The sequence below is a fragment of the Nocardia sp. IFM 10818 genome (genome assembly GCF_054655275.1).
Genome location: NZ_BAAHJH010000001.1, coordinates 5,091,819 through 5,105,288 on the forward strand (window position 1 = coordinate 5,091,819; position 13,470 = coordinate 5,105,288).

Below are 13,470 nucleotides of genomic sequence, written 5' to 3' on the forward strand. Positions count from 1 at the left end.
CCATGGGCGTTCAGTGAGCCGGCGGGACTTCGCCGAGGCTGCCGTAGACGTCCTTGCCCTGCGCTCGGGCTCGAGCGACCATCTCATCGGCCCCCATCGAAGCCCCGCCGATGCGCAGGACCGCGTCGCATCGGGTCAGCAGTTGCTCGGCGATCGGATGGAAGATCTCCTCGAAAACAGGGTCTCCGAGGTGAGCGCTCCCCGCGATCTCGAGCAGCGGCAGGGCCAGGGCCTCACCGGTGACAGGCAGGTGCCCGGCCCGGAACAGGGCCAGCGCGGCCCGGTTCATCGCGTGAAGGTTTGCGGCGATCCTTGACGGGTCGTCGCCGGTGCCGGACCGGTATGGTCCCGCCACGAGAATCATCAGTGTGCGCGGCTCGGTCGTCATGGGAACCTCCTGGAGGGATAGCGCGATTCGACTTGGCAGATGTGATGGGCCGCGTCCTCGCCGGCGCGGATGGCGCCGTCCATGTATCCGTTCCAGATGCGGGATTGTTCGGCCCCGGCGAAGAGGATTGGGCCGTGCCGGTCTGCGAGGGTGGGTCCGATGCGGGTGATCAGACCCGGCGGCACGGTGGGCATGCAGCCGGCAGTGAACTGCTCCGCACGCCAATCCTGTTCGATGTAGTCGAGCGGGCGTTGCGCTTTGGGTCCGAAATAGCTTGTCAAGCAGTCGATTACCGCGCTGCGGCGAGTTTCCGGGTCGGAGAGTCGGTCCGGCGTCGCGGCGTTCCGGCCGGTGCCGTCGGCGACAAAGGCGGTGAGGATGCCGAGGCGGGCATCCGGTGGCGAATTGTCGACCGTCACCGGCGCCGGGCCCAGGTCGCCGAGAGCCTGGCCGCTGAGGCCCGCGGCGCGCCAGAACGGCCGCGGATAGACGGCGTGCGCCTTCATCCCGGCGTGAGCGCCGATAGCGGCGGTCGCTTCGGCGAGTCCATATGGCAGAGATGGCTGGAACGCGATCGAGCGACGGTCCGCAGGGCTCAACGCAACGATCACGTACCGGGTTGTCACCACCTGCTCGCCGGAGTAGACGGCCGCGCCCTCCGCGGTGGCATCGATACGGGTCACCGGGCGCGCGAGTTCGACGGTGTCGCCGAGATCGGCGGCCATCCGCGCGGCGAGCAGTTGCGATCCGCCGGCGAAGCGCAGTTCCTGTGCGCCGCCGGTCATGTCGAGGAGCCGGTCGAGCCCTCCCGCCGATCGGATGCGGATCAGAACCGAGAGAAGTGAAATGTCCGCGGGGTTGCCGCCGAAGGTCAATCCACTGATCACGTCGAGCAGATGACGGGCGCCGGTGGTGCGCAGCTGCCGGCGCAGGAACTCGTCGAGGGTTCGGCCGTCGAGTTCGGCGGCGCCGTCGGCGGCCCAGGGGCGATCGAGATCGATTCGGCGAGACATCGACTCCAAACGCATCAGCGCTCTGGCCAGGTCCAGCCCGATCAGCGGGAACGGATACGGCACCCCGAATCGGTAGGTGCGCCGCTTGCCGCGGAGAATCATCACCGAACGCCCGAGGTCATAGCTGGCGAATGTCGGAACGCCGAGCTCGCGCCCCAACGCCAGCACTCGATCCTGGCCAGGACCCACCCACTGCCCGCCGCCTTCGACGACGGTGTCGGCGTCGACGCGCTGATTCAGCACACGCCCGCCCACCCGGTTCGCCGCCTCGAACACCGCGATCCGGCGAATCCCGTTCTGCCACAGCCGACGTGCGGCCGCCAAGCCGGACAGGCCGGCGCCGACCACGACGACATCCCGGTCGAAGACCTCATCCATGGCAAGACCGAGGCAACAGCCCTGCGCTGCCGGGCAGACAACCCACACGAGTCCTCCTACGATCGAAAATCAACCGTTCACATTCGATACGATCGAATGTATCATGAACGAACAGATGTTGCGGGAGGAAACGCATGTGGGTTCGCCACACCCCCGATCGACACGGAAACCATTTCGCCGCAAGGAATCTCAACGACCCTGGACACCTCGTCGCCCTGGAAGCGCTGCGCGGCCTCGGCAACCACGCCCGCACGGCACCGGACGCGCCCGTGCCGCACCTCGCGAAATAGCGCACACCCCATGGCATCTCGATGGGTCTTCGCCGAACCGCGTAATACGGAAGTCTTCACGACTCGGAGCATCGTCCTCGGCGAGGATTGGATCGCCTACGTCTTCCATGACGCCGACGACGGCGGATGGCAATTCCTGGGCTCCGACCCCACCGCACCGACCGCCGACGATGTCGTGACGATCCACCTCGCGGAGATGGCCGACCGCGACCGTTCAGTGAGGTCCCTCGCCGACCTGCCGCTCGGCTGGTGCGCCTGGCGCAACGCCCCGTCAGCCTCGTGGCGCCGAGCCCCTCAGACCAAAGGCGGCAGAGCACCGAGTTCATCTGTCTCGCGGTGACGCACGGGTACGCGGTCAGCGTCCAGTGTCGCTCAACGCTGCATTGCCGAAACACCGCTTGCTGGGAGGTCTTTGGGCGGGCGATGCTGAGTGAACATCCGAACAGGCTCGAAAGGCTGTCCATGCGCAAGATCATCGAATCCACCTTCGTCACCACCGACGGAGTTGTCGGCGAGCCACATCAGTGGGGTGCGCCGTACTGGGATGATGAGCACAGCGAGTACGGGACCCGGCTGCTGTTCGCCGCCGATGCGCTGTTGCTCGGCCGCGACACCTACGAGGGATTCGCGCAGGTGTGGCCCACTCGCCCCGCTGAAGATCCCTACACGGCTCGCATCAACGCCATGCCCAAGTACGTCGCGTCCCGCACCCTCGCACAGCAGGACACGACATGGAATGCCACTGTCCTGCAAGGGAATATCGTCGACGCCGTGCGCGCCGTCAAGGCGCAGGACGGTGGTGACATCCTCAAGTTCGGCACCGGCTCGCTGTCACACACACTGCTCGAGGCCAAACTGGTCGATGAATACCACTTCTGGGTCTTCCCGGCCATCGCAGGCGCCGGCGATCGGCTGTTCGACGGCTACGCCGAACTCACCCATCTCCAATTGCTCGGGACGACCGTCTTCAAATCCGGCATCGTCGTGCACCGCCTCGCCCCGCACTGAATGCCGATGAATCGCCGGGCGGTTCGCACCCGGATGGGATCCAGCCCTCGCCCCCTCCGGTCCCGCCCCGTAACGGCCCGGCGGCTAGCTCGGCCGATACGGCAGACTCAGCAACAGTCGATCGAACCGCGCCCGCGTGTCGGCATCAACCGCCGGAAGCCACTCCAGTTGCGCGACCAGCACGACGGCGAACGCCCGTAGGTCGACTCCCGTGGCCTGCGCCCGCCACGCCAGCACCCGTGCCGCCTGCTCGGCCGACACGCCGTAGACGCACATCGTCATGCCCAGGGCCTGCTCGATCACCGCCGCGGACGCCATCGGCTCCGGCAATCCGACGTCCGCGTTCATGCCCCGGCCCTACCCGCCGCAGGCGAGCAGCCGCAACGGCAACCCGGGCAAATGGGCAGAATTCCCGAATTCGAGGGCCGGTCGGCACGATTCCCCGGCTTGTGACCCCAGGAGCGCGCCGACACGGGGGGCGGATAACCTCCGCTGGTGAGGGGAGGACACCTCGGACTGCTTCGCGATTCAGAGCTCGAAGATGAATTCGCTTGCGCTGGCCTGTTTATGGCTTATGCCGGGCGGGAAGGCGGCACCGGGATCCAGTTCGACTGCACTGGTGGTGGGGTTCCAGCGGAAGTAGCAGGAACCGGTGGGGTTGTAGATGTAGGTTTCCTGGTCGCGCACGTAGAGTGCGGTGGTGACCGAGCGGCCGTCCTCGAAGGCGAGGGCGATGGGCAGGAAGTCGGGGTCGTTCTGGGCGAGCCATCGCTCGCTGAGTCCCGGGTCGGCGCCGGCGGTGTTCACCTTCATCGCGTAGGTGCGGTCGGGGCGCGTCGCGTTCACGAAGCGGGCGGCGATGAACCGGGTGCTGCGGTACGTGACAGTGAAGACCGACAGGCCATGGATGGCGCTGATATCGGGCTGATCGGTGTCCCATTCAGCGTAGGCGCCACCGAAGCCGTAGTGCTGCCAGGCCATTACTTTGGCGGTCGCGCCCACTCGGACGGAGAGGAATCTGTCGTTGAGTTGCCCGGGGACTTCCACTACGCCGTCGTTCGTGCTGTAGGGAAAAGAATCCCCCTGAAAATCGCGCTGTGTGAAGAAGATTGCTTCATTGGATTGCGGAGTGGTCATCTCCGTACCTTCCATTGTGACTACCGAGCATTCGGTATCGGAAAGGCGCCCCGGTCGGCGCTGACCGCGCTGACGCTGCCGATTCAGTGTCCGATCGCTGTTCCTCGTCCGGGAGAGTCGAAAGTCCTCGGCCAGCGGGGATCCTGTCCGCTCAGTCGGCTCGGGGCGGCTTCAGCGGTGGGAGCCGATGCAGGACATCGGTCATGCCTTCCAGGGGATGGCCTTGTTGCAGGGTGGTCACGGCTCGGGTGAGTTGGATGCACGCATCGTCGACCGCGCGGCGGGCGTGGTCGCGCTGTGCTGTGAGGGTCGCGTGGAGCAGGGCGGTGAGGGCGACCGAACCGTTGAATGCCTGCAGCACAACCATTTTAGTGGTGAGGTCGAGGTCGGCGAACGCGGGGAGATTGCCGGAGGCCGCGTAGGAGGCGACCGTGGAGGAAATCAAGGCGCACGGTACGGTGCCGGCCAGGTGGAAGCGCAGTCCGGCCCAGATGAGGAAGGGAAAAGCGAGGAACAGCATGTTCGCGGCGACGGCGGTCGCGGCGAGCACGACCGCGAGCGTGCCCGCGAACAGAGCGATGGCCTCGGCGATCCGCAATGGCTCCAGCGTCCGGGGTTTCGCGCCCGAACCCAGGAGCAGGATGAGCGGTGCGACCGTGAGCACGCCCATCGCGTCGCCGGTCCACCAGACGAACCAGGTCGGCAACCAGTGCTCCGGTGACAGCGCACCCGCGACCAGCAAGGTCGTGCTGCCGACTGTTGCACTGACCAGCATTCCGGTGAGTGCGCCGAGGAACACCAATGCCAGCACATCGGTGATCCGGTCGAATCCACGGCGAAATCCGACCCGTCGGAGCAAGAGATACGCCACGAGCGGGGCCGCCGTATTCCCGGCCGCGATCACCAGAATGGCCGGAAGCTGCGGCCCGAGACCGAGGTTGACCGCGAACGCGCCGAGGGTGATACCCGGCCATACCCGCGGGCCCCGTAACAGCAGGCACGCGAGAGCGATTCCGGTCGGCGGCCAGAACGGTGTCACCTGGTGCTCGACCAGCGCCATCCGCAACCCGACTTGCGCGGAGGTGAAGTACGCGACGGCGACGGCGACGATCCACAGCACGAGAACGACGTGGCCGCGAACCCGGCCCACCGGCAGCTGAGGGCGCATCGTCTAGCCCTCCGCGGCGAGCGGGGCCGACCAGCGCAAGGTGGTTCCGCCGCGGACATTCCCGCTGGCATCGAAGTGGCCGCCGCACTCGCGGGCCCGGACGGCCAGGTTGGCCAGTCCGCTGCGGCGGCGGACGGAGGTGTCGAGGCCGACCCCGTCGTCGGCGACCTCGAGGGTGACCTCGTCGGCGACGGTGAGGCCGACGGTGACGGTGCGGGCGGAGGCATGGCGCACCACATTGCTGAGTGCTTCACGCAGAACGACTTCCACGGTCTCGGCGAGCGCGTCGGGCAGGACGGAGATCGGGCCGGAAAGGTGGATCGTGGTGTGCAGGGCGGTCTCGGTGGTCATGTCGGCGACGACGTCGTGCAGGCGGGTGTGGAACGTCGGCGCCCCCGGTCTCGTGTCGTGCAGGTTGAAGATCGTCTGACGGATGTCGTTGACGATGGCCTGGAGATCGTCGATCGTGCGGGTGAGCCGGTCCCGGATGGGCGCGGAGCGGGCGCGCTGGAGAGTGCCCTGCAAGTCCATGCCGGTGGCGAAGAGTCGCTGAATCACCTGGTCGTGCAGGTCGCGGGCAATGCGTTCGCGGTCGGTGAGCACGTCGAGTTCCCGCATTCGCCGCTGATTGTCGGCCAGTTGCCAAGCCATCGCGGCCTGATCGGCGAAGACGGCCATCATCGCGAGCGCGGAGTCGTCGAAGTCGGCCGCATCGGGCGGGCGGAGCACCGCGAGCACGCCGATCACCGAATTGCGGGCGCGCAGTGGCAGCAGCAGCACCGGGCCGAAGCAGGACAGGGCATGTCGCAGCGGGCGATAGGCCAGCCTCTCGACCGTCGCTACGCAACCGGTCCGGAACACCCGGCCGATGTGCGAACCGTCGAGCGGGATGCGCTGCGACAGAAAGGACTCCGCGTTGTGGCCGGAGCCGGCCGCGACGATCAGCTCGCGCACGTCGTCGTCCGGAACATCCGGGTCCTCCGGGAGCGCGATGAACGCGCACGCCGCTCGGGTGAGTGTGAGCGCGCGCTGGGCGACGAGGCTGAGGATCTCCGAGGGTTCTCCGCAACCCAGCAGTTCGGTCGCCGCGTCGCGGGTGGATTCCAGCCAGCGCTGGCGAATTCGTGCATCTCGGTAGAGCCGAGCGTTCTCGATCGCGATGCCCGCGGCCGCCGCCAGAGCGCGGACCACGAGTTCGTCGTCCTCGGTGAACTCCCGGCCGTCGGTCTTCTCGGTCAGGTAGAGGTTGCCGAATACCTCGTCGCGCACCTTCACCGGAACGCCGAGAAAGGTCTTCATCGGCGGATGATTCGCCGGGAAGCCGACCGATGCCGCATGAACCGAAAGGTCGCTCAAGCGAAGCGGTTTCGGCTGCGCGATGAGCAGCCCGAGCACCCCCTCACCGTGCGGCAGCTCGCCGATCAGCTCGCGGGTGCGATCGTCGATGCCCTCGTAGACGAATTCGGCGAGATTGTTGCCCAGCTCGCGTGTCTCACGGACGCCGAGCGCGCCATACCGGGCATCGACCAGTTCGATGGCTGTATGCACGATCGAGCGGAGTGTGTCGTCGAGGTCCAAGCCCGCCGAGATCACCAGCATGGCCTCCAGCAGCCGGTCCATTCGACTCTGCATGCCGGCGAGCTGGCCGATTCGCTCCTGCACTTCACCCAGCAACGCCCGCAAACGCAACTGAGACGGCGCGTCGGCCCAGGGATCATGGCCGCCGCGGGCGCCCGGCTCACGTGGCATGGCCGCCATTGTGCACGGAGCCAGGTCGTGCCGGAGGCGGTATTCAGCGTCATTGACAAGACCGCCGCGTGTCGGTTGCGCCGGTGATGCACCGATCGAGCGCAACAGCGCTCGGGCGTCGATTCGGGCCACGGCGGGACTTTCGGCTCTGTCGACGCCATTCATGCGGTGGTGCTATTGGTGCGCCCACTGCGAGTCACGAGGAAGAACGGGGTAGCGAACGTGAGTACGTGCGAGGGACTGCGAACTTCCCGGGCCCGGACCGAGGTGATCACATGCGGCGCGGTCCCGGCGGCCACGGCGGCGCGAGCGGAGTGGCTGATCGAGCGAGTGCTGCGCCGGCACGATCTCGACGCCGACGCGCGGGTGCGGCTGACCCGGTCGCGGGCGGCGAACGACGAACTCGTCGTGCAGGTGAATCTCGATACTGCTCGCACGCCGATCCGGACGCAGATCAGCGGTCCCACCGGCTTCGCCTTGACCTTCGCCGCGGAGCGGTTGGACCGCCGCATACACCGGATGACGACCGCCGAGGGCCCGCGGAACTGGCCCGATCCCAGTCGCGCTCCGTTGGCCGCGGTCTCTGCCGACCGGCCCGTCGTGCGGCGTAAGGCCGGCTACCCGCTGCCCCGCGACATCGCCGATGCCATCGCCTTGATGGAGGAGATGGACTTCGACGCCTGCCTGTTCACCGACGCGATGGCGGGTGAGGACGCGATGGTGTACTGGTCGGGGCCGCTGGGTGTGCGATTGGTCCGGCAGCGGCGGATGACTGCGCCGAAACAGGCGAAGCTGTTGCGGCTCACCGTGAACCCGCATCCCACGGGCGTTCTCACCGAGCCGCACGCGGTGGCCCGGCTGTGTGGTTACGGGCTGCCGTTCCTGTTCTTCACCGATGCGCACGACGGGCGCGGCCGCCTGCTCTATCGGCGATACGACGGCGACCTCGGGATGGTCGTCGCCTGTGATGGATGAGATCGATCCTGGGCCGACGGCCCACCGGACACGGATTCGGGGGGTAGCCGTACCCGGTAGGCCGCCGTGGCGGGTCGGTACCGTGGCATCCACATCCGGGTGGCGGGCGATACGCGTGAGCGATCCGGGATCGCCGTGCGATCGTCGGCGCCTCCGCGCGACGCGCGGTCGCGGGACGGGGCGCAGGGACCGGACCGATTGGCTCGCTCGTCGATCGAAGTCGCTCGACACGATACGTCCGCAGACCCCTGGTGCGATGTTCCGACTGGCGGTAACCGACGGATTCAGTATGCGCGCGAACGGATTCGCGGTAGTAGGGGCGAGTGACCTCGCCGCTGCGGGACTTTGGTCCTCGAACCGTGGGGACAACACCGCCCAGCCGGGCGGATCCACGATCTCGATTCCGAAGCAGCGGACGCGTCACGATGCGTCACAGTGCGTGTCGGCGCCGCGTCGATTGCGGCGATGTGCCGGTGATCTGCACCTTCTCGATGAGGCCGTCGACAGCGGCGAGTGAGGACCACGGATCGGTGTGGACGAGGCCGGGGTACTGCTCGGACCACGCGACGTAGGCTGCGTCCGGCGCGGACCAACGAACGTGGATGGCATACAGGTGTATTCGCTGGTCACTATCGTCCATCGGTTCCCCTGAGCGATGGGTGCGGGACTGTCGACAATCCATTCTTGCAGAAAAGGGGGCTGGCATAATACTGACAGAAGTCCTTGAACGGCAAGGTCTTTCAGACCTCGGTGTCACGCGCATCCAACCCGGTCGGGGCAGGGACTCAACGATGGTCGACTGTTCGCAGGGTGCTGCGGTGGGTGGCCGCGGAGGTGCCGAACCAGCGGTGGCAGGCGCGAGTGAAGACGCTCTGCTCGCTGTAGCCGAGCAGGGTGGCCAGTTGGCCGAGGGGAATGTCGGTGTCGCGCAGGTAGTGTTCGGCCTCGTCTCGGCGGATTTCGTCGACGAGGGCGGTAAAGGTGGTGCCCTCGACGGTGAGGCGGCGTTGCAGGGTGCGGGGGTGCAGGCACAGGTGGGCGGCGATGAGGTCGCGGTCGACGGTGCCGGTGGGCAGGAGTTTGCGGATGAGGACTCGGACCGGGCCGGTGGTGGTGCCGTCAGCCGGTGGGGTGAGGGTGTCGAGGTAGGCTTCGACGACAGCACGGACGGCGGCGTCGGAGGCCAGCGGACGAGCGAGGTCTTCGGGGCGCAGCAGGAAGCCGCTGAACGGTTGGGCGAAATGTACTGGGCAGCCGAAGTATCGGAGATAGTCGGGCTCGGGTGCCACGGGATCGTGCGGCAGATGAACCGAGACCGGGCTGTAGGCCTGCCCGGCGATGAGCCGGGTCATGCGCAGGGCTACGCCGAGGGCGAGTTCGATCACCTGCCGATGCGGGGGCAGGTGATCGAGGAGAATGCGGTACTCGAAACGCACCAGGGCCTGCCCGTCGGGCTGCTCCAGGGAGGCGGCGATCGCGGGGCTGTAGACGGGCAGGTAGCGGTGTAGCGCCCGGAACGCTTCGCCGGTGGTCGGTGCAGTGCGCGCGGCTGCGGCGAGTGGGCCGAGAATCTCGATGCCCTGCTGTAGTGCCAGCCGCCGACCGAAGTCGAGGGTCCCGGTGGCTGCGGCGGCGGCTTCGATCGCGGTGACGACGGCGCGAAAGCTGAGCAACGACTCGTGGTCACCGACCGCCGCGCGCGGGATCGCCACCGCTTCCAACAGCGCGCCCGGGTCCGCGCCGAGCTCGGCCACCAGCTCCGGATAGCCCTGCAAGGCGGTGCCGCGGATCAGCGCGGTGTCTTCGTGGGTCAAAAAGGCGTCTCCTCGAGTCAAGCCGAGCGGCGTGCACCGCCCACATTATGTAGCTACGCATTCGCCGTCTGTCGAATGCGGAAGCAGGACGCCCGCGCATATGGGGCGGACTGTCGTGACATCCCTGAAATTTCACGCCCGAGCGCAGCGAGTGGCTACGCTCACGAGGAGTTTGCCACCTATTGGCTCACTCGCGCTGTACTCGGCAATACCCTCAACCAGGAGGATGCGGTGGTCAGCAGTTCGAAGTCCCGGCGTGTCCGGGCAGCCATAGCGATGGGTCTGGTGGGCGCGGTCGCCTTGGCCTCGGTCGCTTGTTCGTCGGATTCCTCGACGGATTCCTCGACACCCGGCTCGTCGGCGGCGCCAACGGCCGATGATCTGGCGGCACTGGCCTACACCTACACCTACCCGCTGGTGTCGGTGGAGGTGACGCGACGGCAGTCCACGAACTATCCCGCACCGGATCCATCGATCGGCGCGGCCCCGATGAATCAGCTCGCCCCGCTGCACTTCTTGCCCGACGCGAAGTTCACCGGCGTGGTGCGCCCCAATGTCGACACCCTCTACACGTCGATGTTCTTCGACGTCTCCGCCGAGCCGTTGATCGTCAGCGTGCCCGATATGGGCGGGCGGTATCACCTGTTCCCGATCCTGGACGCGTGGACCAATGTCGACGCCTCCGCCGGACCACGCACCCTCGGTGACGTGCACGGTTACCAGTTCGCCCTGGTCGGGCCGACCTTCCACGGCACGCTGCCCGAGGGCGTGCACGAATACGAGCTGCCGACCGATTCCGGGTGGATGATCGGCCGCATCCAGGTCAACGGCCCCGACGACGTGCCGAACGTGATCGCGCTCCAGAATCAGATGACCGCGATCCCGCTCAGCGCCTACGGCACCGCCTACACCCCGCCGACCAATACCGACCTGCACCCGGACTGGCCCAAGGACCAGGCAGTCGGCAAATACATCCACGACCTGACCCCGCAGCAGTACTGGGATCTGTACTACACCAGCCTGTCCCACACCCAGACCCGCCCGGACGACAAGGCCACGCTCGACCAACTGGCCACGATCGGATGGTCTCCGGACACGAAGCTCGACCTGAGCTCGCTGCCCGAGTCCGAGCGCGCCCGCTGGGAACAGGCGTGGCCGAAGGCGCTGTCGAAGATCGAAGCCGATCTGGGCAACAAGGAGGTCAACGGATGGAAGATCGCACGCAGCGACATCGGTGACTACGGCACCGATTACGCCGCTCGCGCGCTGGTGGCCTACGGCGGACTCGGCGCGAACCTGCCCCAGGACGCCATCTACCCGGCCACCCGCGTGGACGACGAGAACACCCAGCTCATCGCCGACCACGCCTACGTGCTGCACTTCGCCGCCGACCAGATCCCGCCGGTCAAAGGCTTCTGGTCCCTGACCATGTACAACGAGCAGGGCTTCTTCGTCGACAACCCGATCAACCGCTACGCCGTACGCGGCGAACGCCTGGCCAAGAACCCGGACGGATCGGTCGACATCTACATCCAGCGCGAAAACCCCGGCCCGGAAAGGGAATCCAACTGGCTGCCCACTCCGGCCTCGGGCGACTTCAACCTGATGCTGCGCACCTACTGGCCCGACCAGACCATCGTGGACGGCACCTGGAACCCACCCGCTGTCACCCGAACCAACTGAACGCCACAAGCCCCCGGGCAGACACAGCGGGCGAAGGGACAGCGGGGCCGGCTGCCTCATCTCTCGATCGAGCGCAGCCTCCACCAGGTCAGTGCGAGGCCGACGCCCAGCAGACCGCTCATCACGAGGACCGCGGTGGCGTCCCAGCCCCGCCCCAGCCATGGACCGCGCAGGACCGCCCCGGCATAGGTCAGCGGAATGATTTCGCTGAGGCCGGACATTGCGCCGGGCATCACTTCCCGGGGCGGGCCGGCGCCACCGAGCAGCAGAAAAACGAAGAACATCAGAACCCCCAGACCTTGCGCGGCACGGGCGGTCGGCAGCATCACGCCGACGCAGGCTCCCAGCACCGCGAAAGCGACGGTGATCAAGACGAACCCGGCCAGCACGCCGAGCCAATCGTGCGGCAGCGCACCGTGATACCCGACAGTCGACAGCGCGGTCAGCAGGATCGCCCCGACGGCACCGGTCACCACTGCAATGATCACGTGCGCGCCGATCAATGTCGTCGGCGTCAGTGCCGACGCGCGAAACCGGAGCAGTATCCCCCGTTCCCGGTAGCCGGCCAGGTGTACCGGCACCGACAGGACGCCGACCGTCGCGACAACCAAGGCGACATAGGCGGGCGCGTAGAAGTCGACGGCGCCGACCCCTTCGTAGACGTCCGGATTCGGCTGGTTGCCGAACAGGCCGTTGAGGATGTACAGCATGATCAGCGGCAACACGAGCACGAAAACCACCGTGATCGGTTCCCTGCCGAACAGCTTGAGTTCGACCCAGGTGATCTCCCGTAGAGCTCGCATGCGCTCAACTCCTTCGTGCCGCGTCGAGATGTCCGGCGGTGGTGCCGGTCAGCGTCAGATAGGCATCCTCGAGCGAGGGCAGTGCTATTCGGAGGTCGAGGGGTTCCTCGCCGTGGCTCACCAATGCGTGTGCCACCCGGGCGGCCAACGGTCCCGACCCCGTGACTTCGACCCGATCGCGGGAGCGCTGCACCCGGGCGACACCCGCCACCTGCCGCAGATAATCGAGATCATCGGGAGCGCGCGCGGTGAATCGCACTGTGCTGCTGTGAGTTTGGCCAGCCACCAGCTCCGCCGGAGTGCCGGCGGCCACCACTCGCCCAGCCGTCAGCACAACGACCCGATCGCACAAGCGGGCCGCCTCGTCCATGAAATGCGTGACCAGCAGCACCGCGGTACCCCGTTCCCGCACCGCCTCGACCAGCTCCCAGGCCACTCGCCGAGCGGCCGGATCCAATCCGGTGGTCATTTCGTCGAGGATGACCACGCGCGGATCATTGACCAATGCCAGGGCGACGAACAACCGTTGCCGCTGCCCTCCGGACAGGTCCCCGAACGCGGTGGTGCGCCGGGACCGCAGCCCCCACTCGTCCAGCAGCAGTTCCCAGGGCGGCCCGTGCGGGGACAGGGACGAGAACAGTCGCAGCGCCTCCCACACCTTGATTCGATCCGGCAGCGCGGAGTCCTGCAACTGACTGCCGACCAGCCGCCGCACCTTCGCCGGTTCCCGTCTCGGATCGGCGCCGAATATCTCGATCTCGCCTCGATCGGCTCGGCGCAGGCCCAGCACACATTCGACCGTGGTGGTCTTTCCGGAGCCGTTCGGTCCGAGCAGGCCGAGGATCTCGCCCTTGCCGACCTCGAAGGACACATCGTTCACGGCCACCGTGTCGCCGTACTGTTTGCGCAGGCCGCGTACCCGCACCGCGGTACCCATTTCGGTTCACCTCAACCGCGAGAAGCACTGATGTCCCGATATCGAGAGTCGTTCATTCGTCATGCTGCGCACAGGGCCGCGGTACCGCAAAGCCGAGGACCAACGCCCCTTTCCACGGCAAACCCGA

Annotated in this window: 14 protein-coding genes; 4 read left to right on the forward strand and 10 right to left on the reverse strand. The window is 67.1% G+C overall.

Annotated features, from left to right (window positions below):
* Positions 1-10: 10 nt before the first annotated feature.
* On the reverse strand, positions 11-388 hold the full coding sequence (locus tag ACYQ5L_RS23650; protein WP_459960248.1) for a hypothetical protein: 378 nt from the start codon (positions 386-388) through the stop codon (positions 11-13).
* Positions 385-1,779 carry a flavin monoamine oxidase family protein gene (locus ACYQ5L_RS23655; RefSeq protein WP_459960250.1) on the reverse strand — a complete coding sequence of 465 codons (1,395 nt, stop codon included), beginning with the start codon at positions 1,777-1,779 and terminating at the stop codon, positions 385-387. The genes ACYQ5L_RS23650 and ACYQ5L_RS23655 overlap by 4 nt, the downstream gene beginning before the upstream one ends.
* Before the next feature lie 300 nt (positions 1,780-2,079).
* On the opposite strand from ACYQ5L_RS23655, the gene ACYQ5L_RS23660 reads away from it, so the two are divergent.
* A complete protein-coding gene (locus ACYQ5L_RS23660) occupies positions 2,080-2,409 on the forward strand; it encodes a hypothetical protein (RefSeq protein WP_459960252.1) in 330 nt (109 codons plus the stop codon).
* 122 nt (positions 2,410-2,531) lie between these two features.
* Positions 2,532-3,077 carry a dihydrofolate reductase family protein gene (locus ACYQ5L_RS23665; RefSeq protein WP_459960254.1) on the forward strand — a complete coding sequence of 182 codons (546 nt, stop codon included), beginning with the start codon at positions 2,532-2,534 and terminating at the stop codon, positions 3,075-3,077.
* A gap of 84 nt (positions 3,078-3,161) precedes the next feature.
* Here the strand turns inward: ACYQ5L_RS23665 and ACYQ5L_RS23670 are convergent, their stop codons facing one another.
* From ACYQ5L_RS23670 to ACYQ5L_RS23685, 4 genes are all read right to left on the reverse strand, one after another.
* Positions 3,162-3,425, reverse strand: coding sequence for an ANTAR domain-containing protein (locus ACYQ5L_RS23670; RefSeq protein WP_459960256.1), 264 nt, complete (start codon positions 3,423-3,425; stop codon positions 3,162-3,164).
* Positions 3,426-3,605: 180 nt separating this feature from the next.
* The gene (locus tag ACYQ5L_RS23675) at positions 3,606-4,214 is read right to left on the reverse strand and encodes a beta/gamma crystallin domain-containing protein (RefSeq protein ID WP_459960258.1); all 609 of its coding nucleotides are present in this window, start codon (positions 4,212-4,214) and stop codon (positions 3,606-3,608) included.
* A 151-nt stretch (positions 4,215-4,365) separates the two neighbouring features.
* The gene (locus ACYQ5L_RS23680; protein ID WP_459960260.1) at positions 4,366-5,382 is read right to left on the reverse strand and encodes an MASE1 domain-containing protein; all 1,017 of its coding nucleotides are present in this window, start codon (positions 5,380-5,382) and stop codon (positions 4,366-4,368) included.
* 3 nt (positions 5,383-5,385) lie between these two features.
* Positions 5,386-7,140 carry a sensor histidine kinase gene (locus ACYQ5L_RS23685; protein WP_459960262.1) on the reverse strand — a complete coding sequence of 585 codons (1,755 nt, stop codon included), beginning with the start codon at positions 7,138-7,140 and terminating at the stop codon, positions 5,386-5,388.
* A 213-nt stretch (positions 7,141-7,353) separates the two neighbouring features.
* Here ACYQ5L_RS23685 and ACYQ5L_RS23690 point away from each other — a divergent pair, with 213 nt between their 5' ends.
* On the forward strand, positions 7,354-8,106 hold the full coding sequence (locus tag ACYQ5L_RS23690; protein ID WP_459960263.1) for a sigma 54 modulation/S30EA ribosomal C-terminal domain-containing protein: 753 nt from the start codon (positions 7,354-7,356) through the stop codon (positions 8,104-8,106).
* 430 nt (positions 8,107-8,536) lie between these two features.
* Here the strand turns inward: ACYQ5L_RS23690 and ACYQ5L_RS23695 are convergent, their stop codons facing one another.
* Positions 8,537-8,746 (reverse strand): hypothetical protein, encoded by a 210-nt coding sequence (locus ACYQ5L_RS23695; protein WP_459960265.1) that lies wholly within the window; start codon positions 8,744-8,746, stop codon positions 8,537-8,539.
* A gap of 145 nt (positions 8,747-8,891) precedes the next feature.
* Positions 8,892-9,920, reverse strand: a complete 1,029-nt coding sequence (locus tag ACYQ5L_RS23700; RefSeq protein WP_459960266.1) for an AraC family transcriptional regulator — start codon at positions 9,918-9,920, stop codon at positions 8,892-8,894.
* Between the two features lie 231 nt (positions 9,921-10,151).
* Between ACYQ5L_RS23700 and ACYQ5L_RS23705 the strand changes: the two genes are divergently transcribed.
* Entirely contained in the window at positions 10,152-11,603 is a 1,452-nt protein-coding gene (locus ACYQ5L_RS23705) for a DUF1254 domain-containing protein (RefSeq protein ID WP_459960267.1), read from the forward strand.
* 56 nt (positions 11,604-11,659) lie between these two features.
* On the opposite strand, the gene ACYQ5L_RS23710 is transcribed toward ACYQ5L_RS23705, so the two are convergent.
* Positions 11,660-12,406, reverse strand: a complete 747-nt coding sequence (locus tag ACYQ5L_RS23710) for an ABC transporter permease (protein ID WP_459960269.1) — start codon at positions 12,404-12,406, stop codon at positions 11,660-11,662.
* A gap of 4 nt (positions 12,407-12,410) precedes the next feature.
* Positions 12,411-13,343 (reverse strand): ABC transporter ATP-binding protein, encoded by a 933-nt coding sequence (locus ACYQ5L_RS23715; RefSeq protein ID WP_459960270.1) that lies wholly within the window; start codon positions 13,341-13,343, stop codon positions 12,411-12,413.
* Positions 13,344-13,470: the final 127 nt, after the last annotated feature.